Genomic DNA, 19,287 nt, shown 5'->3' with positions numbered 1-19,287 from the left:
GCGTCCGGACGCCCGTGGGCGGGACGGGCGACTCAGGGGCGGTCCTGCCCCGCGAGTCCCGCGCGGGAGATGACGTAGTCCACCAGGGGGTCGTAGAGGTGCGGGGCCACGTTGTCGTCCAGGGGCACCACCACGTCCACCTGGTTCTGGGCCTCCGCCACGAAGATCCCGGGGTCGTTGCAGTCGCCCATCGCAATGGTGGGCAGCCCCGCACGGGACCCGGCCCAGCCGGCCATTCCGTGGTCCGAGACCACGAGATCCGGTGCCTGCCTGCCCTGCTCGGCCAGGTGCTCGAGCACGAGCCGCATGGGGTCGGGGAAGTGGGTGTGGCGCAGCCCGCCGTACTGCTCGACCATCACCACGTCCTCGATCTGGCGGACGTCCCCGTCCTCGAAGGGCAGGGCCTCGTCGAAGCGGATCACCCGGGCCCCGGAAGCGCGGGCCACCCGGGCCAGGCGCGCGTACACGGGCGCGAGCCCGGAGGGGTGGCCCGTGGCGAAGAGCAGGCGCTTGCGGCCCCGCACCGCCCTGCTGAAGATCTCCGCGTACTCGTCCAGCCTGGCCACGCACAGCTGTGCGGAGATCGAGTCCTGACCGCTCACGTAGGCGGGGTCGTCGTTGATGCCCACGCGGTCCCGCATGAGCTCGAAGACGGAGTCGAAGTCCCACTCGCGGGTCCGTTCGACCCCCATGTGCTGGTGCTGGTCCCCGTCCAGGAAGCCCTGGATGTTGCGGAGGTTGGCCTCGCGCGGGGTGGCGACGGCTCCGGTGATCCGGGAGCGGTCCAGGTATCGGGCGAGGGAGTCACGGCTCAGGTACGCGGTGGTCACAGTCGCGAGTTTAGGTGGTGGGCCCGCCACCCGCACACGCGAGGTAGGCGCGGACGTGCTGCCCGGCGACGTCGTCCCACGTCAGTTCGCGCGCCCGCCGGGCCGCGGCCTGTGACATCGCTCTCCACGCGGTGGGATCGGCGGCCGCGCGGTGCAGGGCCTCGGCCCACACCGCCGGATCCCTGCCGGGCACGAGCCGGCCGGTCTCCCCGTCGCGCACGGCGTGGCGCAGCCCGTCCACGTCCGTGGCGAGCACGGGGGTTCCGCACGCCTGGGCCTCCACGGCCACGAGCCCGAAGGTCTCCGACGAGGACGGCACGGCCACCGCGTCCACCGAGCCCATGAGCCGGGCAAGCTCGGGGCGGGGCAGGGACCCGCAGAACACGACGTCGCCCGCGACCCCCTCCGCGTGCGCCAGCTCGCGCAGGTGATCCAGGAAGTCCGGGGACCCCGTTCCGGCCAGGACCAGCCGCACGGGAATCTCCGGGTGGGTGCGGCGCAGCTGACCGAACGCCCGCACGAGCACCTGCTGGCCCTTGAGCGGCTGCATGCGGCCCGCGCACAGCACGGTGAAGGGCCCCGGTTGGTCCGGGGACTGCGCAGGGGCTCGAGCTGCGGCGTCCGGACCGCCGTCGGAGCGCACGGGCTCGTGCTCCCCGACGCGGGGCGCGGCCGTGGGCGGGACGCACCGCGGTGCCGGGTCCCGTGGCGCGGGGTGGAACACGGCCGGGTCCACCCCCGGCGGGATCACCGCGATCCGCGCCGGGTCCGCGCCGTACAGCTCCACGAGCTGCCGCTTCTCCGTCGGGGTGTTGACCACGGTGCGGCACGAGCGGGAGATGATGCGCCGCTCGGCGTCCTCGCGCTCCCGGGGCTCGGGGGCCTCGTCCGCGCCGGCGCGCAGGTTCTTGGCGGCCGCGGACGTGTGCAGGGTCAGCACCAGGGGGGTGTGCAGGTGCTCGGCGAGCTCCAGCCCCGCCACCGCGGACAGCCAGTAGTGGGCGTGCAGCACGCGCGGAGCGGCGTCGTCGCCGTCGTAGAAGTGCGCGAGGGTGCGGCCGAAGAGCTCGGTGAAGCGCGGCAGGTCCTGCTTGGGGGCCGTGGCCGCGCCGGGCAGCGAGACGGCGAGCAACCGGATGCCGCGTGCGATGACCGAGGGGTGCACGCCCTCGGCGTGGGAGGGGTTGCGGTCGAGCGTGGCCATGTCCACGAGCCACCCGGCCTGGGCGAGCGCGCGCGCGAGGTGCCACACGTAGACGTTCATGCCCCCGGCGTCCCCGGAGCCCGGCTGGTCCACGGGGGAGGTGTGCATGCTGAGCAGCAGCACGCGGTCGGGGCAGGCGGGAGGCACGCGCCCAGCCTACCGGCGTCCCCGGACCGGGCCGGGAGCGCGGGCTCACGTGGACCCGCCGGGGCCCGGCCGCGCCACCGGCCACGGACCGGAACCGCACCCACGGGGCGCTCGGCCTCGGGGCACGCGGAGGTCACGGGGCACAATGGGGGCGTGAGTGAGATGACCTCGGAGCAGAACCGGCCGGCAGACGGACCCAGCGAGCGCAGCGCGGTGGTGGACCTCGCCGCGGTGGAGCACAACGTGGGGCGGCTGCTCGAGCTCGCCCGGGGCCGCACCCTGATCGCCGTGGTCAAGGCGGACGCGTACGGCCACGGTGCACCCCGGGTGGCGCGGGCGGCGCTCGCGGCCGGGGCCCACATGCTCGGCACGGCCCACGTGGCGGAAGCACTGGCCCTGCGCGCGGAGGGCATCACGGCTCCCGTGCTGGCGTGGCTGCACACTGCGGCCACGGACTTCCCTGCCGCGGTGCGCCAGGACGTGCGCCTGGGTCTCAGCGGCGGGGAGCTGGACCTCGTGCTGGACGCTGCCCGGGCGGTCGGCAGGCCCGCCGTGGTCCACCTCAAGTTCGACTCCGGGCTGGGGCGCAACGGGGCCACCCCCGCGCAGTGGCCTGAGCTGCTGGAACGGGTGCGCCAGGCCGAGGGCCAGGGCCTGCTCACGGTGGAGGGCATCTTCACGCACCTCGCCGTCGCGGACGAGCCAGCACGCCCGGAGACGGCCCAGCAGCTGGCCGCGTTCCAGGACGCGGTGCGTGCCGCCCGCGACGCGGGTCTGAACCCCACGATGGTCCATGCCGCCAACACCCCGGGGCTGCTGTCCGCGGCGGACCTCCCGGACCCGGACGCCATGCTGCTCGACGCCGTGCGCGTGGGGCTGGGGCTGTACGGCCTGAGCCCGTTCGCGGAGCGCACCCCGCAGGAGTTCGGGCTGGTGCCCGCGATGACCCTGCGGACCCGGGTGGCCAACGTCAAGGACGTGCCGGCCGGTGCCGGGGTGTCCTACGGGCTCACCTACCGCACCGAGGGCCCCACCCGGCTCGCGCTGGTTCCTCTGGGCTACGCCGACGGCGTCCCCCGGGTGGCCACGGGAGCTCCCGTGCGGATCGGGGACCGGGTCTACCCGGTGGTGGGCCGGATCGCGATGGACCAGTGCGTCGTGGACCTGTCCCTGGGGCGGCCAGTGGGCACCGGCTCGCAGGAGCAGTCCGTGCGGATCGGGGACGAGGCCGTCCTCTTCGGCGCCGGGGAGGACCCCTCCGTGGTGGAGTGGGCCGACGCCGCCGGGACCATCAACTACGAGATCGTCACCCGGATCTCTCCGCGCGTCCCCCGCGAGTACGTGGGGGTGGAACCGGGCTCCACGCACGGCCAGAACCGGAACGCCCAGCGCAGTGGGCACCCCGGTGCGGACACCGGCGAGGAGCCCGCCGCGGATTCCCTGAAGGCACCCGGCGCGGACCGCGACCGTGGGCCGGGAACCGGACCGGGCGGCGTCGTGCCCGGGCAGGACGCGCAGGACGGCTCCGGGGAGAGTGACGCGGCGGGGGAGAACTGGAGCCTCACCCGGGAGCTCGGGACGGCGGAGGAGACCCGCGAGCTGGCGCGTGCCCTGGCACCGCACCTGCGGGCGGGTGACCTGGTGCTGCTCAACGGCGAGCTGGGCGCGGGCAAAACGACCTTCACCCAGGGGCTCGGCGAGGGGCTGGGCGTGCGCGAGGGGATCATCTCGCCCACGTTCGTGCTCGCGCGCCGCCACCCCAACCTGGCGGACGGCCCCCGCCCGGGAGGACCGGACCTCGTGCACGTGGACGCGTACCGGCTGACCACGGCGGAGGACATCGAGAGCATCGACCTGGAGGACACGCTGGACACGTGCGTGACCGTGGTGGAGTGGGGCACCGGCAAGGTGGAGCACCTGAGCGGCTCGCGGCTCGTGGTCGACATCGAGCGGGCCCGCGGGGCCGAGGCGGTTCCCGAGCAGCAGGGCACGGACCTGGCCGGGGTGCTCGCGGACCTGGGCGCCCAGTGGCAGGACGAGGACACGGCCGACGAGACGCGCCGGGTGACGCTGCGGGGAATCGGCCCGCGCTGGGCACAGTGCCCGCGGATGTGACGGGGCCGCCACGTCCGGAGGATGGGTGGCGTGAGAACCGGTTCCCGTGACCGCCCCGGGGCACCGGTCCGAGGGGGCAGGATGCGTCGCGGATCACGCCCGGTCAGACCGGGGCGGGGCCCCTCTGCGTGACACAATGAGGGCGGACACCTGCACGTCCACCGCAGACGGTGAGACCCCAGGGGGACCCCGACGGCGTCGTCGTTCCATGGGCACTCGGCCGCCTGCGCGCACCGACCCGAGGAGAACCGCATGCCGCGGACATCGACACCCCACATCAAACCCGATGGCGCACCCATCGCCGAGACCATCCTGCTGCCCGGTGACCCGCTGCGCGCCCAGTACATCGCGGAGACGTTCCTCGAGGACGCCGTGCAGTTCAACTCCGTGCGCAACATGCTCGGCTACACCGGCACCTTCAACGGCCGTGAGCTGTCCGTCATGGGCACCGGGATGGGGATCCCGTCCATGGCGCTCTACAGCTGGGAGCTGATCCACGAGTTCGGCTGCCGCAAGCTCGTGCGCATCGGCTCCTGCGGTGGACTGACCCCCGAGCTGGGCCTCAACGACATCGTGCTCGCCCAGGCCGCCTCCACGGACTCCAACTACCTGGCGCAGTTCGACCTGCCCGGCACGTGGGCCCCCACCGGTTCCTTCCGGCTGCTGGACCACGTGTACCGCGGCGCCGCCGAGCGTGGGATCACCGCCCACGCCGGCAACGTGGTGTCATCGGACACCTTCTACCACGCGCAGGACGACACCACGCAGCGCTGGGCCCGGATGGGCGTGCTCGCCGTGGAGATGGAGACCGTGGGGCTCTACGCCAACGCCGCGGCCGCCGGGGTGGAGGCCCTGGCCATGTTCACGGTCTCCGACAACCTCGTGACCCACGAGGAGATGAGCCCCGAGGACCGCCAGACGGGGTTCGCGCAGATGATCGAGCTGGCCGCAACCGTGACGGAGCTGTGAACCGCATGAACCCCGAGAACCAGAACCCCGTCCCGGCCTCCGAGGCGGGGCCCCAGAGCGCGGCGTCCACGCCCGCGGCCGCCGTGCCCGCCACGGCCACCGGTGCCGCCGGGGCCCGCACCACGAGCGGTGTGAACCCCCGCCGTGCCGTGCCCGTGCTGCTGTTCCTCTTCATCTTCTGCCTGGTGATCGACCAGGGCTTCAAGTTCACGTCCCAGCCCATGGCCGAGGCGCTGAACCTCAGCGAGTCCACCGTGAGCCTGCAGGCCACGCTCACGGGCGTGCTGATCGGTATCGGCGCCGTGGTGTACTCCGCGCTCGCGGACTCCGTGGCCATCCGCAAGCTGCTGTATCTGAGCATCGGGCTGATCGTGGTGGGCTCCGTGATCGGCTTCGTGGGCTCCGCGTCCTTCCCCGTGGTGCTCGTGGGCCGCGTGATCCAGACGGCCGGCCTGGCCGCGGCGGAGACCCTCTACGTGGTGTACGTGACCAAGCACTTCGAGGGCGTGGAGCTCAAGAAGTACCTGGGCTTCTCCAACATGTCCTTCCAGCTGGCGTCACTGATCGGCACCCTGATCTCCGGCTTCCTGGCCACCTACGTGTCCTGGACCTGGATGTTCCTGATCCCGCTGATCATCCTGCTGTCCCTGCCGTTCATCAAGACCCGCGTGCCGGACGAGGTTCAGCAGACCAGTTCCGGGGTGGACGTCTACGGGCTGTTCCTCGTGGGTGTGATCGCCACCGGGCTGATCATGTTCATGCAGCAGTTCGTGTGGTGGTGGTGGATCCCTGTGGTCGTGGCCACTGTGCTGTTCATGATCCACGTGCGCACCAACCCCAAGGCCCTGGTGGACGCGTCCTTCTTCACCAACCGCCCCTACATCAGCGCGCTGGTGGTCGTGTTCATCATCTACTCGGTGAACCTGGCGTTCGTCTTCCTGTTCCCGTTCGCGATCCACGGTGTGCACGACATGGCCATGGACAAGGTCTCCCTGCTCACCATCCCCGGCTACATCCTGGGTGCCTCCACGGCGGCCATGTCCGGTCGGCTCAGCAAGCGGCTGGACTCCAAGCAGGCCGTGACGCTGGCGCTGTGCCTGCTGGCGCTGTCCCTGGCGGTCGCGGGTGTGTTCATCAACGTCTCCGTGGTGGCCATGGTGATCGCGATGGCCATGTTCTCGGTGGGCTTCGGGCTCCTGTACGCGCCGCTGATGTCCAGCGCGCTGCTGCTCATGCCGGCCTCCAAGTCCGGCGTGGCCGTGGGCTTCTACAACCTGGTGATCAACGTGGCCTCCCCGATCGGCGTGGCGTACACGGCCACGCTGATGTCCGGCAAGCCCACCTGGTTCAGCGGCCTCAGCGTGGGCACCACGCCCGAGGGTGACTACTTCTCCACGATCCTGTGGCTGCTCGTGGGCATCACCCTGCTGGGCCTGGTGGCCTACCGCGTGCTGTTCGGGCTGATCGAGCGCAGCAACGCCAAGGCGGCCCAGCAGCTGACCAAGCAGGCGTAGCCTCCCGCGCCGCGGCTCGCAGCCCCTCCGTGCCCTTCCCCTCGGGGATCCGGCACGGAGGGGCTGCTGCGTTGCGGGCTTAGACTGTGCGGGTGCTTGTGCTGAGTCTGGACTCCTCCTCGATCGCCTCCGTGGCGCTGTCCCGTGACGGTGAGGTGCTGCGGGAGTTCGCCACCTCGGACACGCGTTCCCACGCGGAGGCGCTGGCTCCGGCGGTGCGTGATCTGATGTCCGCGCAGGGGGTCACGGGTGCGGAGCTGGACGCGCTGCTCGTGGGCACGGGCCCCGGCCCGTTCACGGGTCTGCGCGCGGGTCTTGCCACCGCGCGGTCGCTCGGCTTCGCGTGGGACCTCCCCGTGCACGGTCTGTGCTCCCTGGACGCTGTGGCCCACCGCGTGGCCCCGACCGTCCGCTCCGCCGGGCACCCGGAGTTCCTCGTGGCCATCGACGCCCGCCGCAAGGAGCTCTACTGGCGCCACTACCGCGTGGACGACGACGCCGGCACCTTAGCCACGCCCGTGTCCGCCCCGCAGGTGGGCGCCCCGGAGGAGCTCCCGGACCTGCCGTGCGCGGGACCCGGCGCGGGCCTGTACCCCGACCGGCTCGCGCACCCCCTGCGCGGCACCGAGGAACTGCACCCCACGGCCGCGGAGCTCGCCCGCGCGGGCTGGGCGCTGACCAGCCGCGGCACACCCCTCAGCACGGACACCTCCCCGCTGTACCTGCGCGACTCCGACGCCAAGGTGCCCGCATCGCTCAAGCGGGTGACCTCGTGAACGGCGCCGAGAACCCCGCTGAGCATCCCGGCGAGCACCTCGCCGCCGGACCCGCCGCCGGACCCGGTGGGAACCACTTCTCCGCAGGCCCGCAGGGGAGGGGCGCAGAAACGACCGCGCACCCGCGGGAGGCGCACGGCGCGGCGAGCGCGGCGGCGTCGTCCCTCCCCGCGGGGCACGCCCTGCGGCCCATGCAGCCCGGGGACCTGGACGCCGTGCACGCCCTGGAGACCGTGCTGTTCCCCGAGGACGCGTGGCCCCGGCCCATGTTCGACGAGGAGCTGGCGCACCCCACCCGGCAGTACTGGGTGGTCACCCGGGACGAGGAGATCGTGGCGTACGCGGGGATGATGTGCATCCCGCCGGTGGGGGACGTCCAGACGATCGCCGTGGCCGCGGCCCACGAGGGCAAGGGTCTGGGAAGCACCCTGCTGCGCGTGCTGCACGAGGCGGCCGTGCGCGCCGGGGCCACCGAGATGATGCTTGAGGTGCGCGCGGACAACCCACGCGCCCAGGCCCTGTACCGGCGCTTCGGCTACGAGCACATCCACACCCGGGCCCACTACTACGGTCCGGGACACGACGCACTCATCATGCGCTGCGAACTGGTCCCACCCGGGCCGCAGGAGCGCAGCGCGGACGGAAGGACCATCCATGAGCACCGCTGAGCCCCTCGTGCTGGGCATCGAGTCCTCGTGCGACGAGACCGGCGTGGGCATCGTGCGCGGCACCGAGCTGCTGACCAACACGGTGTCCTCCTCCATGGAGCAGCACGTGCGCTTCGGCGGGGTGATCCCCGAGATCGCCTCCCGCGCGCACCTCGAGGCGTTCGTGCCCACGGTGCGCGAGGCGCTCGCCGCGGCGGACGTGACGCTCGCGGACGTGGACGCGATCGCCGTGACCTCCGGGCCCGGACTCGCGGGCGCGCTCATGGTGGGCGTCGCGGCGGCCAAGGCGCTCGCGGTGGCCACGGGCACGCCCCTGTACGCGATCAACCACCTCGTGGCCCACGTGGGCGTGGGCCTGCTGGACGGGGACGGCAGCCTGCCCGAGGACCTGGGCGCGCTGCTCGTCTCCGGCGGGCACACCGAGATCCTCGCGGTGGGGGAGATCACAGAGGGCGTCCGCCTGCTCGGTGCCACGATCGACGACGCCGCCGGCGAGGCCTACGACAAGGTGGCCCGCCTGCTCGGACTCGCCTACCCCGGTGGGCCGGCCATCGACCGGGCCGCGAAGGGCGGCAACCCCGAGGCCTTCCGGTTCCCGCGCGGGCTGACCGCGGGCAAGTACATGGGCTCGGCGGAGCATCCCGGCCGGCACCGCTACGACATGTCCTTCTCGGGGCTCAAGACCGCCGTGGCCCGCGTGGTGGAGGCGTTCGAGGCCGCCGGTCAGCCCGTGCCCGTGGCGGACGTGGCCGCGAGCTTCCAGGAGTCGGTGGTGGACGTGATCTCCCGCAAGACCGTGCTGGCCTGCACCGAGCACGGGATCACCACGCTGCTCATGGGCGGGGGAGTGGCCGCGAACTCCCGGCTGCGGGAGGTTGTCACGGCGCGCTGCGCGCAGCGCGGGATCCGCGTGGTGGTCCCGCCGCTGTCCCTGTGCACGGACAACGGGGCCATGGTGGCGGCCCTCGGTGCCCGCCTCGTCACGCGGGGCGTGGCACCCACGGGCATCGAGTTCACCGCGGATCCAGGACTGCCCGTGACCACGGTGTCGGTGCCCGCTCCGGCCTGAGTCCGCGCCTCCCGGACTGCGCCGGTGCGACCTGCCCGGACCAGCCCCGGGGTCAGCGGATCTCGCGGTTCTGCGCCACGATGTCTCGCACCACGGCCCGCAGGTCCCCGCCGTTCTCCTGGGCTATCCGGCGCTGGCGCAGGTAGCCGGCTTCACCGCTCATCATGGTCTCCACGTAGGCCAGCTCCTGGGCGCACCCGAGCTCCGCGGCGAGCGGCTCCAGGCGGTTCAGCACGTCGGTGAGGTCCTCGGTGAGCGGTGTCTGGTGGTTCTGCGCGTCCTTGATGACTACGGCGTCCAGACCGTAGCGGGCGGCACGCCACTTGTTCTCCTGGTGGTGCCACGGGGGCATCACGGGGATGCTGCCGCCCTGGTCGAGCGTGCGGGAGAAGGACTCCACGAGGCACTGGGTCAGGGCCGTCAGCGCACCCACCTCACGCAGGTTGGAGGGACCGTCGCACACGCGCATCTCCACCGTGCCGAAGCGTGGGACGGGGCGGATGTCCCAGCGGTTCTCGGAGGTCTCCTCGATCACGTCCGTGGCGATCAGGTCCGCCACGTAGGCCTCGTACTCGTCCCACGAGTCGAAGTGGAAGGGCAGCCCGGCCGTGGAGAGCTGCTGGAACAGCTGCGCGCGCTGCGAGGCGTAGCCGGTGTCGTGGCCGCACCAGTACGGCGAGTTGGCGGACAGCGCCAGCAGGTGCGGGTAGTAGTTCATGAGCCCGTCCAGCACGGGCAGCGCCTTGTCCCGGTGGTCGACCCCCACGTGCACGTGCAGCCCGAAGATCACCATCTGACGGCCCCAGTACTGCGCGCGGTCCAGCACCTTGTAGTAGCGCTCCGCGTCCACCACCGGCTGGTCCGCCCAGTCCGAGAACGGGTGGGTTCCCGCCGCGAAGATCTCGAGCCCGCGCGGGTCCGTGACCTCCCGGATCCGGTCCTGGGTCTGCGAGAGGTGCTCGAGGGCCTCGGGGACGTTCTGGCACACGCCCGTGACCATCTCCACGGTGTTCTGCAGGAACTCGCCCGTGACCTGGGGGTGGTCCCCCTCCTCGCCGAGCTCCGGGTACTCGGACACCACGGCCTCGAGGACCTCCTGCGCCCGCTGCGCGAGCTCTCCGGAGTCCCGGTCCACCAGGGCGACCTCCCACTCGACACCCAGGGTGGAGTTGTCGGAGATCTCGAAGTCAATGTGCACGGCGTGGTCCTCTCATGGGTTCGCCGGGAGCGGCTGCTGCGTCCTGGAGCGTGGCCGCGGCTCGCGGTCCGAACGCAGGGGCTCTCAGTGTAGGGGGTTAACGGCCAGCACCACACGACGTTCCCCGCCGGGCTCGGCCACGCGTGTCATCACCAGGGTGGCGCGCTGCGTGCCGCGCGGCGCGAGCTGCTTCCGCAGCTGCTCAGGGGTCACGTCCGTGCCGCGCTTCTTCACGTCCAGGGTGCCCACGTCGTGCTCCCGCACCCACCGGCGCAGCACCTTGACCGTGTGCGGCAGCACCTCGCGCACCTCGTACGCGCGGGCCAGCGGGGTCTCCACCAGGGTCTCCGAGGAGAGGTACGCGATGTCCGGGTGCACCAGGTGCGCCTCGAGGCGCCGCGCGAGGTCGGTGACGAGCCCCGCGCGGATCACGGCGCCGTCGGGCTCGTAGAGGTAGCGGCCCACGGGGCCCAGCAGGGGGCCCTCGGGGGCCGGGGAGTCCCAGGAGCCGGAGGTCAGTTCCGCCGCCGACGACGCCGCGGAGCCGGGTTCCGCGCCCCCGCCCAGCACGAGCGCGGAGCGCACCACGTCCGGGCGGCGCACCGCCCCGAACCACAGGACGGCCTCCACCACGTCCCCGCGGTCGGAGATCCACTGGGCCTCCGCGCCCTCGGGCACGTGCTCGTGGGGGATCCCGGGTCCGATCTTCGCGCCCACGGCGAGTCCGGCCTCCGCGAGCGACGTGACGAAGGACAGCGGAGGGGAGAATGCCTCGGGGTCGAAGATCCTGCGGGTGCGGCCACCGCCCGTGACGCGGCGAGCCGGATCCAGCCACACCCCGTGGACGGGGCCGTTCTCCAGCGCGGAGAGATCCAGTTCCTGCGCGTCCGAGCACAGCACGCGGGCCCGCGGCCAGCCCGTGAGGTTCACGGTGGCCGCCGCCGCAGTGAGGGGATCCCGCTCGACCGCGGTGACCGTACGGTCCAGGGCCGCGAGCGCCAGCGAGTCTGCGCCGATGCCGCAGCCGAGGTCCACCACGTGCTCCGCGCCCGCCTGGGCGAAGCGCTGGGCGTGCAGGGCGGCCACGGACCACCGGGTGGCCTGCTCCACGCCGTCGCGCGTGAAGACCAGCTGCCGCGCGAAGTCCCCGAACTTCGTCCGGGCCTTCTCCCTCAGTCGGGACTGGGTGAGGGCCGCGGCCACGAGCTCGGGGTCGTGGCCCTGGTCGCGCAGGGACTTGTTCAGCGCGAGCGAGGCCGAGGCGTCGTACGGGGGGAGGGCGTCGAGCAGGTGGCGGCCCTCGGGAGTGAGGAGGCGGGCCAGGCCGCGGGCCTCGGCGTCGTCCGGAGCGGTGGGTGCAGTCACCCGACCATCACATCACGCCCCGGAGGCGGAGCGGGTGCCGCGGCTGTGACGCCCGGCAGGAGGGCTCCCGAGCGGCGTCGGCCGGGCCTGTTCAGCCCACAGGGGAGTGGCGCGGGCGCGTCTTGACCGGGCGCGGCCCGCGTCCCTACAGTGCTATTAGCACTCTCCCATGGAGGGTGCTAAAGGCCAGGCGCTCAATCGGCACCGCGACGACGGTTGGCACGCCAACTGGCCTGTGGCGCTCGCCGTCATGGGACCCCATGGCACGCGGCGGACGCACACCGTCTCACACGCCTAGAAGAAAGGGAGAGATCGTGTCGGTCTCCATCAAGCCCCTCGAGGATCGCATCGTGGTTCAGCCGCTGGCCGCTGAACAGACCACCGCCTCCGGTCTGGTCATCCCGGACACCGCCAAGGAGAAGCCCCAGGAGGGCACCGTCCTGGCCGTGGGCCCGGGTCGCGTGGATGACAAGGGCAACCGCATCCCCGTGGACGTCAACGAGGGTGACCTGGTCATCTTCTCCAAGTACGGCGGGACCGAGGTCAAGTACAACGGCGAGGAGTACCTGGTGCTCCCGGCGCGCGACGTGCTGGCCGTCATCGAGAAGTAACTTCTCCACACCCTTTCGTACGCGGTGCCCGCCCGCCCGGGAACGGGCCGCGGGCACCGCGTGCGTCGTCTCCGCAGTCTTCCCGGTTCCCTAAGGAGCAACTCACATGCCCAAGCAGTTGGTGTTCGACGACACCGCTCGCAAAGCGCTCGAAGCCGGCGTGAACCGCCTGGCCGACACCGTCAAGGTCACCCTCGGCCCCCGCGGCCGCAACGTGGTCCTGGACAAGAAGTGGGGCGCACCCACCATCACCAACGACGGCGTGACCATCGCCCGTGAGGTGGAGCTCGAGGACCCGTACGAGAACCTCGGCGCCCAGCTGGCCAAGGAAGTGGCCACCAAGACCAACGATGTCGCCGGCGACGGCACCACCACCGCCACCGTGCTCGCGCAGGCGATCGTGAAGGAGGGCCTGCGCAACGTTGCCGCGGGCGCCGCCCCCAGCGACATCAAGCGCGGGGTCGAGGCCGCCGTGGCCACCGTGTCCCAGCGTCTGCTGGACAACGCCCGCCCCGTGGAGGGCAAGGACGTGGCCCACGTGGCCGCGATCTCCGCCCAGTCCGAGGAGATCGGCGAGCTGATCGCCCGCGCCTTCGAGACCGTGGGCACGGACGGTGTGATCACCATCGAGGACGGCTCCTCCACCGAGGTGGAGCTGGACGTCACCGAGGGCATGCAGTTCGACAAGGGTTACCTGTCCCCGTCCTTCATCACCGACCAGGAGCGCCAGGAGGCCGTCCTGGACGACACCTACGTGCTGCTGTTCCAGGGCAAGATCTCCTCGATCCAGGACCTCATGCCGGTGCTGGAGAAGGTGCTGCAGGCCAAGAAGCCGCTGACCATCATCGCGGAGGACGTCGAGGGCGAGGCCCTGTCCACCCTGGTGGTCAACAAGCTGCGCGGCACGCTGGACGTCGTGGCCCTCAAGGCGCCCGGGTTCGGAGACCGCCGCAAGGCGATCATGCAGGACCTCGCGGTGCTCACGGACGCCACCGTGATCACCCCGGAGCTCGGCATTTCCCTGGAGGGCGTGGAGCTCTCCCAGCTGGGCCGCGCCCGCCGCATCACGGTGACCAAGAACCAGACCACCCTGGTGGACGGCGCGGGCTCCTCCGACGCCGTGGCCGAGCGCGTGGCGGAGATCCGCTCCGAGATCGCGCGCACGGACTCCGAGTGGGACCGCGAGAAGCTCCAGGAGCGCCTCGCGCGTCTCGCCGGCGGCATCTCCGTGATCAAGGTCGGCGCCGCCACCGAGGTGGAGCAGAAGGAGCGCAAGCACCGCATCGAGGACGCCGTGTCCTCCACGCGTGCCGCGCTCGAGGAGGGCATCGTGGCCGGCGGCGGCTCCGCCCTGGTCCACGCCTCGAAGTCCCTGGACGGCACGGACCTCGGCCTGGACGGCGACGCCGCCACGGCCGTGAACATCGTGCGCCGCGCCCTCACGCAGCCCCTGCGCTGGATCGCGGAGAACGCGGGCCAGGACGGCAACGTGGTGGCCTCCCGCGTGGCCGAGATGGAGCCCGGCAACGGGTACAACGCGCTGACCGGCGAGTACGAGAACCTGCTCTCGGCGGGCATCATCGACCCCGTGAAGGTCACCCGTTCCGCTCTGCAGAACGCGGCCTCCATCGCGGCCCTCGTGCTCACCACCGAGACCCTGGTGGCTGAGAAGAAGGACCAGGACGAGGACTGATCACCCCTCGTCGCTCCAGTGAGCGCCCCGCCCTCTGCGGCACGCGCCACGGGGTGAGCGGTTGATCGGCACGGCGGCCCCCTCCTGCGGGAGGGGGCCGCCGTCGTGCTGTGCGCAGACCAGCACGCGGCCCACTGGGGGTCTGCGCGAGCGGAGCCGTGGTTGGACCTGCCTGCGCCCCCGGCCTAACCTGATGCGATGCACTTCCCCACGGTCCCGTCTCCCGACTCCGCGAAGACCCCTCCCTGGGGTGCGGGGAGCGGCGGAGCCGGGGGATCGAGACCCTCCGACCGGGTGTCCCGGTACTCGGGGTTCCGCCCCGAGGTGCAGGGTCTGCGCGCTGTGGCCGTGCTGCTCGTGGTGGTCTACCACGTGTTCATGGGCCGGGTCTCCGGTGGTGTGGACATCTTCCTGTTCATCTCCGCCTTCTTCATGACCTCGTCCTTCGTGCGCAAGATCGAGGGCGGGCGTCCGCTCGCACTGGGGCGGTACTGGCTGCACACGTTCAAACGTCTGCTGCCCCTGGCCACGCTGGTGGTCCTGGGCACCTTCGTGCTGCTGTGGCTGTTCTACCCGGCGCAGGACGCAGCCGCTTTCCGCTCCCAGGGTGTGGCGTCGATCCTGTACGTGGAGAACTGGTCGCTGGCGTTCAACGCCGTGGACTACTACGCGGCGGACCACTCCAGCGCGTCCCCGTTCCAGCACTTCTGGTCGCTGTCGGTGCAGGGTCAGGTGTTCCTGGTCTGGCCGTTGATCTTCGCACTCGCGTGGCTGGTCAAGCGGCGCACGGGGCGCAGCAGCGTGCCCGTGCTCGCGGTGTGCTTCGGGGCGGTCTTCGCGGTCTCGCTGGCGTTCTCGGTGATCACCACGCACACCCAGCAGGCGTTCGCGTACTTCGACACCCGCGCCCGGCTGTGGGAGTTCGCGCTGGGGTCCCTGGTGGCTCTGGCCATTCCGTACCTGCGGCCGAGCCGTGGGCTGCGGGTGCTTCTGGGATGGGCTGGTTTCGTGAGCATGGTGTCCGTGGGCATCCTCGTGGACGTGCAGGGCGCGTTCCCGGGGTGGATCGCACTGTGGCCCCTGGTCTCTGCCGCGGCGATCATCGTGGCCGGGCAGTCGGGTTCGCGGTGGGGTTTCGACCGTTTCCTCTCGTGGGGTCCGGTGGTGCGGATGGGTGACTCGGCCTACGCCCTCTACCTGGTGCACTGGCCCCTGCTGATCACCTACCTGGTGGTCCGTGACCGCCCCGTGGCGGGGCCGCGCTCCGGCGTGGTGATCGTGGTGGTCTCGGTGCTCCTGGCGCTGCTGCTGACCCGTCTGGTGGAGACGCCCCTGAAGAACTGGGCGTGGCCGGAGGCGAAGAACTGGCGGCTGGGGCTGGTGATCGCGGTGTGCATGAGCCTGGTGCTGGCCGTGGCGGGTTCCTGGGCAGCCGTGGAGGAACGACGGGAGACGAAGCTCGAGGCGCAGGCGGAGCTCAACAACCCCGGCGCCCGGGTGCTGGAGCCCGGCTTCGAGTTCGAGGGGGACCCCGACGCTCCGGCGCTGCCCACCTCCATGACGGACCAGTGGGTGGGGCTGCCCGAGCGGTGCAGCGGCGAGTTCACCTCCCAGAACCCGGTGGCGCAGGACTTCTGCCGCCAGACCGAGCCGGTGGAGAATCCCACCAAGGTGGTCGCCGTGGTGGGCAACTCCCACATGGAGCAGTACATGGGCGCCGTGATCCCGGTGGCCGAGGAGGAGAACTGGCAGCTGGTCTCCGTGCTGCAGCCCGGGTGCGGACTCGGCGTGGAGGGCCAGACACCGGAGTGTCGGAAGGGCAACGAGGCGGTCCTGGAATACCTCGACCAGCTGCAGCCCGATGCCGTTCTGACCACCTCCACGCGGGCCGAACTCATGGACGGGGCAGCCGAGCACACCGTGGCCGGACTGGAGCCGATCGTCCGGGACCTCACTGCGGACGGCACCACGGTGGTGGGGTTCCGGGACAACCCCCGCCTGGGCTACGACCCCACCCGGTGCGTCGCGGAGAAGGGACGCGAGGACCCGTCCTGCACCACGGAGAAGGACGAGGTGCTCACCGCGGAGAACCCCGCGCGGTCCCTGGAGTCCATCCCGGGCTACACGGGCATCGACCCCACCCCCCTGATCTGCCCGCAGGACGTGTGCGCTCCCGTGATCGGCAACGTGAACGTGTGGCTGGACTTCCACCACCTCACGTGGGACTACGCGCGCAGCATGGCGCCCCTGCTGCGGGAGGACCTCGTGGCGGCCGTGGAGTCCGAGGGCTGAGGCGAGCTCGCGGGGCGCGGCAGCGGCGTCGTCGGACGCACCCGTGACGACGAGGGCCGTGGGGCGAGGGGAGCGCGCGGCCCGGCCCGTAGACTGGGGGCGACATTCTCGCGTGGAAGGGACTACCCGTGTCTGACAACGTGCCCACGGCACTCATGGACGATCCGTTCGGCTTCACCGGACTGACCTACGACGACGTCCTGTTGCTCCCCGGCAACACGGACGTGATCCCCTCGGAGGCCTCCACCAGCACGCGCCTCTCGCGCCGGATCACGCTGGAGGCGCCCGTGCTCTCCGCCGCCATGGACACCGTGACCGAGTCCGCCATGGCCATCTCCATGGCCCGTCAGGGCGGCATGGGTGTGATCCACCGCAACCTGTCCATCCAGGACCAGGCGGACCACGTGGACCGTGTGAAGCGCAGCGAGTCCGGGATGATCACCAACCCCGTGACGGTGTCCCCGGACGCCACGCTCGCCGAGCTGGACCGGCTGTGCGGCTACTTCAAGGTCTCCGGGCTGCCCGTGGTGGACGAGGACCAGCGGCTGCTGGGCATCATCACCAACCGCGACACGCGCTACCTGCCGGAGAGCGACTTCGACACCCGCCTGGTGCGCGACGTGATGACCCCCATGCCGCTCGTCACGGGCAAGGTGGGCATGGGCAAGGACGAGGCCCACGCGCTGCTCGCCCAGCACAAGATCGAGAAGCTGCCCCTGGTGGACGAGCAGGACCGGCTCACCGGGCTCATCACCGTCAAGGACTTCACCAAGGCGGAGCAGTACCCCCTGGCCACCAAGGACGACGAGGGGCGGCTGCGCGTGGGCGCCGCCGTGGGCTTCTTCGGCGATGGCTGGGAGCGCGCGATGACCCTGGTGGAGGCCGGGGTGGACGCGCTGTTCATCGACACCGCCAACGGCCACTCCCAGGGCGTGCTGGAGATGATCGCCCGGCTCAAGAAGGAGTCCGCGGCGGCGCACGTGGACGTGATCGGCGGCCAGGCGGCCACGCGCGCCGGTGCGCAGGCGATCGTGGACGCCGGCGCCGACGCCGTGAAGGTGGGGGTGGGTCCGGGCTCCATCTGCACCACCCGCATCATTGCGGGCGTGGGCGTCCCGCAGATCACCGCGATCAACGAGGCCGCCCAGGTCACGATTCCCGCTGGTGTGCCGCTCATTGCGGACGGTGGCCTGCAGTTCTCCGGCGACATCGGCAAGGCGCTCGTGGCCGGCGCGGACTCCGTGATGCTCGGCTCGCTGCTCGCGGGCTGCGACGAGTCCCCGGGGGAGCTCGTGTTCGTGCAGGGCAAGCAGTTCAAGGCCTACCGGGGCATGGGCTCGCTGGGCGCCATGCAGTCCCGCGGCAAGAACACCTCCTACTCCAAGGACCGCTACTTCCAGGCGGACGTCTCCGACGACGAGAAGCTGATCCCCGAGGGCATCGAGGGTCAGGTGCCCTACCGCGGGCCGCTGTCCTCCGTGCTGCACCAGCTGGACGGCGGGCTGCGCCAGACCATGTTCTACGTGGGTGCGCACAGCGTGGACGAGCTCAAGCACAAGGGCCGCTTCGTGCGGATCACCCCGGCCGGGCTCAAGGAGTCCCACCCGCACGACATCACCATGACGGTGGAAGCCCCCAACTACAAGCGCTGACCCGCACCGCACATCCCCCGTGCGCCCTGCGCGGTGAAAGGACCCCACGTGAGCTACGACATCGAAATCGGGCGATCCAAACGCGCCCGCCGCACGTTCAGCCTGGACGAGATCGCCCTGGTGCCCTCCCGGCGCACGCGCGACCCGCGGGACGTGAGCACGGCGTGGCAGATCGACGCCTACCGGTTCGACATCCCCGTGGTGGGTGCACCCATGGACTCGGTGATGTCCCCGGCCACCGCGATCGACCTGGGCCGCGCCGGTGGGCTGGGCGTGCTGGACCTCGAGGGCCTCTGGACGCGCTACGAGGACCCGCAGCCGGTCCTAGACGAGATCGCCGACCTCAGCTCGGAGAACCTTCCGCAGGCCACGCGCCGCATGCAGGAGCTCTACTCCGCGCCCGTCCAGCCCGGGCTGATCACCGCCCGGCTGGCGGAGATCCGTGAGGCCGGGGTGATCGTCTCCGGTTCGCTGTCCCCGCAGCGTGTGGTGGAGCACTACCGCACGGTGCTCGAGGCGGGCGTGGACCTCTTCGTGATCCGCGGCACCACGGTCTCCGCGGAGCACGTGTCCAAGACGCAGGATCCGCTGGACCTCAAGCAGTTCATCTACGACCTCGACGTCCCCGTGATCGTGGGCGGTGCCGCGGGCTACACCCCGGCACTGCACCTCATGCGCACGGGCGCGGCCGGCGTGCTCGTGGGCTTCGGCGGGGGAGCGTCCCTGCGCACCGAGTCCATCCTGGGCATCCACGCCGCCATGGCCTCGGCCATCTCCGACGTCGCCGCGGCCCGCCGCGACTACCTCGACGAGTCCGGCGGCCGCTACGTCCACGTGATCGCCGACGGCGGTCTGGGCACCTCGGGCGACATCGTCAAGGCCATCGCCATGGGCGCCGACGCCGTGATGCTCGGCACGCTGCTGGCCCGTGCGGAGGAGGCCCCCGGGCAGGGCTGGCTGTGGGGTGCGGAGGCGCACAACCCGCACTCGCCCCGCGGCGTGCGCACCCACGTGGGCACGGTGGGTCCCCTGGACGAGCTGCTCAACGGGCCCTCGCGCCACGTGGACGGCTCCTCCAACGTGATGGGCGCGCTGCGCCGGGCCATGGCCACCACCGGATACTCGGACCTCAAGGAGTTCCAGCGGGCCGAGGTGGTCATCCGCAACTGAGCGGCCGCCGGGGG

The 19,287-nt window shown here is 71.7% G+C and carries 15 protein-coding genes; 11 read left to right on the top strand and 4 right to left on the bottom strand.

From position 1 onward, the window contains the following. Nucleotides 1–32 precede the first annotated feature (32 nt). Both D9R02_RS01625 and D9R02_RS01620 read right to left on the bottom strand, forming a co-directional pair. On the bottom strand, nt 33–830 hold the full coding sequence (locus D9R02_RS01625) for a phosphatase (protein ID WP_019309613.1): 798 nt from the start codon (nt 828–830) through the stop codon (nt 33–35). Between the two features lie 10 nt (nt 831–840). After that, entirely contained in the window at nt 841–2,181 is a 1,341-nt protein-coding gene (locus D9R02_RS01620) for a glycosyltransferase (RefSeq protein WP_019309612.1), read from the bottom strand. Between the two features lie 162 nt (nt 2,182–2,343). Here D9R02_RS01620 and D9R02_RS01615 point away from each other — a divergent pair, with 162 nt between their 5' ends. The 6 genes from D9R02_RS01615 to tsaD all read left to right on the top strand — a co-directional run bounded on the left by D9R02_RS01615 (nt 2,344) and on the right by tsaD (nt 9,292). Next, the gene (locus D9R02_RS01615; RefSeq protein ID WP_019309611.1) at nt 2,344–4,296 is read left to right on the top strand and encodes a bifunctional alanine racemase/tRNA (adenosine(37)-N6)-threonylcarbamoyltransferase complex ATPase subunit type 1 TsaE; all 1,953 of its coding nucleotides are present in this window, start codon (nt 2,344–2,346) and stop codon (nt 4,294–4,296) included. Between the two features lie 252 nt (nt 4,297–4,548). Continuing rightward, nucleotides 4,549–5,265 (top strand): purine-nucleoside phosphorylase, encoded by a 717-nt coding sequence (gene deoD, locus D9R02_RS01610; protein WP_019309610.1) that lies wholly within the window; start codon nt 4,549–4,551, stop codon nt 5,263–5,265. Between the two features lie 5 nt (nt 5,266–5,270). Continuing rightward, nucleotides 5,271–6,779: an MFS transporter gene (locus D9R02_RS01605; protein WP_121241252.1), complete on the top strand. Its 1,509-nt coding sequence runs from the start codon at nt 5,271–5,273 to the stop codon at nt 6,777–6,779. Between the two features lie 92 nt (nt 6,780–6,871). Beyond that, the gene (gene tsaB, locus D9R02_RS01600) at nt 6,872–7,555 is read left to right on the top strand and encodes a tRNA (adenosine(37)-N6)-threonylcarbamoyltransferase complex dimerization subunit type 1 TsaB (RefSeq protein WP_029603151.1); all 684 of its coding nucleotides are present in this window, start codon (nt 6,872–6,874) and stop codon (nt 7,553–7,555) included. Next, a complete protein-coding gene (rimI, locus tag D9R02_RS01595) occupies nt 7,552–8,223 on the top strand; it encodes a ribosomal protein S18-alanine N-acetyltransferase (RefSeq protein WP_019309607.1) in 672 nt (223 codons plus the stop codon). Before tsaB ends, rimI begins: the two co-directional genes overlap by 4 nt. Continuing rightward, a complete protein-coding gene (gene tsaD / locus D9R02_RS01590; protein ID WP_059280923.1) occupies nt 8,210–9,292 on the top strand; it encodes a tRNA (adenosine(37)-N6)-threonylcarbamoyltransferase complex transferase subunit TsaD in 1,083 nt (360 codons plus the stop codon). Before rimI ends, tsaD begins: the two co-directional genes overlap by 14 nt. Before the next feature lie 52 nt (nt 9,293–9,344). Here tsaD and D9R02_RS01585 read toward each other — a convergent pair whose 3' ends face one another. Together D9R02_RS01585 and D9R02_RS01580 are read right to left on the bottom strand one after the other, a co-directional pair. Beyond that, nucleotides 9,345–10,490 carry a glutamate--cysteine ligase gene (locus D9R02_RS01585; RefSeq protein ID WP_121566200.1) on the bottom strand — a complete coding sequence of 382 codons (1,146 nt, stop codon included), beginning with the start codon at nt 10,488–10,490 and terminating at the stop codon, nt 9,345–9,347. A gap of 84 nt (nt 10,491–10,574) precedes the next feature. Further along, complete coding sequence (locus tag D9R02_RS01580; RefSeq protein WP_070636800.1) at nt 10,575–11,855, bottom strand: class I SAM-dependent methyltransferase; 1,281 nt, start codon at nt 11,853–11,855, stop codon at nt 10,575–10,577. Between the two features lie 314 nt (nt 11,856–12,169). Here D9R02_RS01580 and groES point away from each other — a divergent pair, with 314 nt between their 5' ends. The 5 genes from groES (at nt 12,170) to D9R02_RS01555 (ending at nt 19,273) form a co-directional block, all read left to right on the top strand. Continuing rightward, nucleotides 12,170–12,466: a co-chaperone GroES gene (groES, locus tag D9R02_RS01575; RefSeq protein ID WP_012397747.1), complete on the top strand. Its 297-nt coding sequence runs from the start codon at nt 12,170–12,172 to the stop codon at nt 12,464–12,466. Between the two features lie 106 nt (nt 12,467–12,572). Continuing rightward, the gene (gene groL / locus D9R02_RS01570; RefSeq protein WP_019309603.1) at nt 12,573–14,159 is read left to right on the top strand and encodes a chaperonin GroEL; all 1,587 of its coding nucleotides are present in this window, start codon (nt 12,573–12,575) and stop codon (nt 14,157–14,159) included. A gap of 294 nt (nt 14,160–14,453) precedes the next feature. Beyond that, entirely contained in the window at nt 14,454–16,451 is a 1,998-nt protein-coding gene (locus D9R02_RS01565; protein WP_019309602.1) for an acyltransferase family protein, read from the top strand. Nucleotides 16,452–16,606: 155 nt separating this feature from the next. Beyond that, the gene (guaB, locus tag D9R02_RS01560; RefSeq protein WP_035885106.1) at nt 16,607–18,103 is read left to right on the top strand and encodes an IMP dehydrogenase; all 1,497 of its coding nucleotides are present in this window, start codon (nt 16,607–16,609) and stop codon (nt 18,101–18,103) included. A 48-nt stretch (nt 18,104–18,151) separates the two neighbouring features. Further along, the gene (locus D9R02_RS01555; protein WP_121241182.1) at nt 18,152–19,273 is read left to right on the top strand and encodes a GuaB3 family IMP dehydrogenase-related protein; all 1,122 of its coding nucleotides are present in this window, start codon (nt 18,152–18,154) and stop codon (nt 19,271–19,273) included. Nucleotides 19,274–19,287: the final 14 nt, after the last annotated feature.

Origin of the sequence: Kocuria rhizophila (assembly GCF_003667225.1) — a bacterium.
Classification (GTDB): Bacteria; Actinomycetota; Actinomycetes; order Actinomycetales; family Micrococcaceae; genus Kocuria; species Kocuria rhizophila.
Note: the sequence above shows the minus strand (reverse complement) of the source record. Positions and strands in the feature narration are given on the sequence as shown.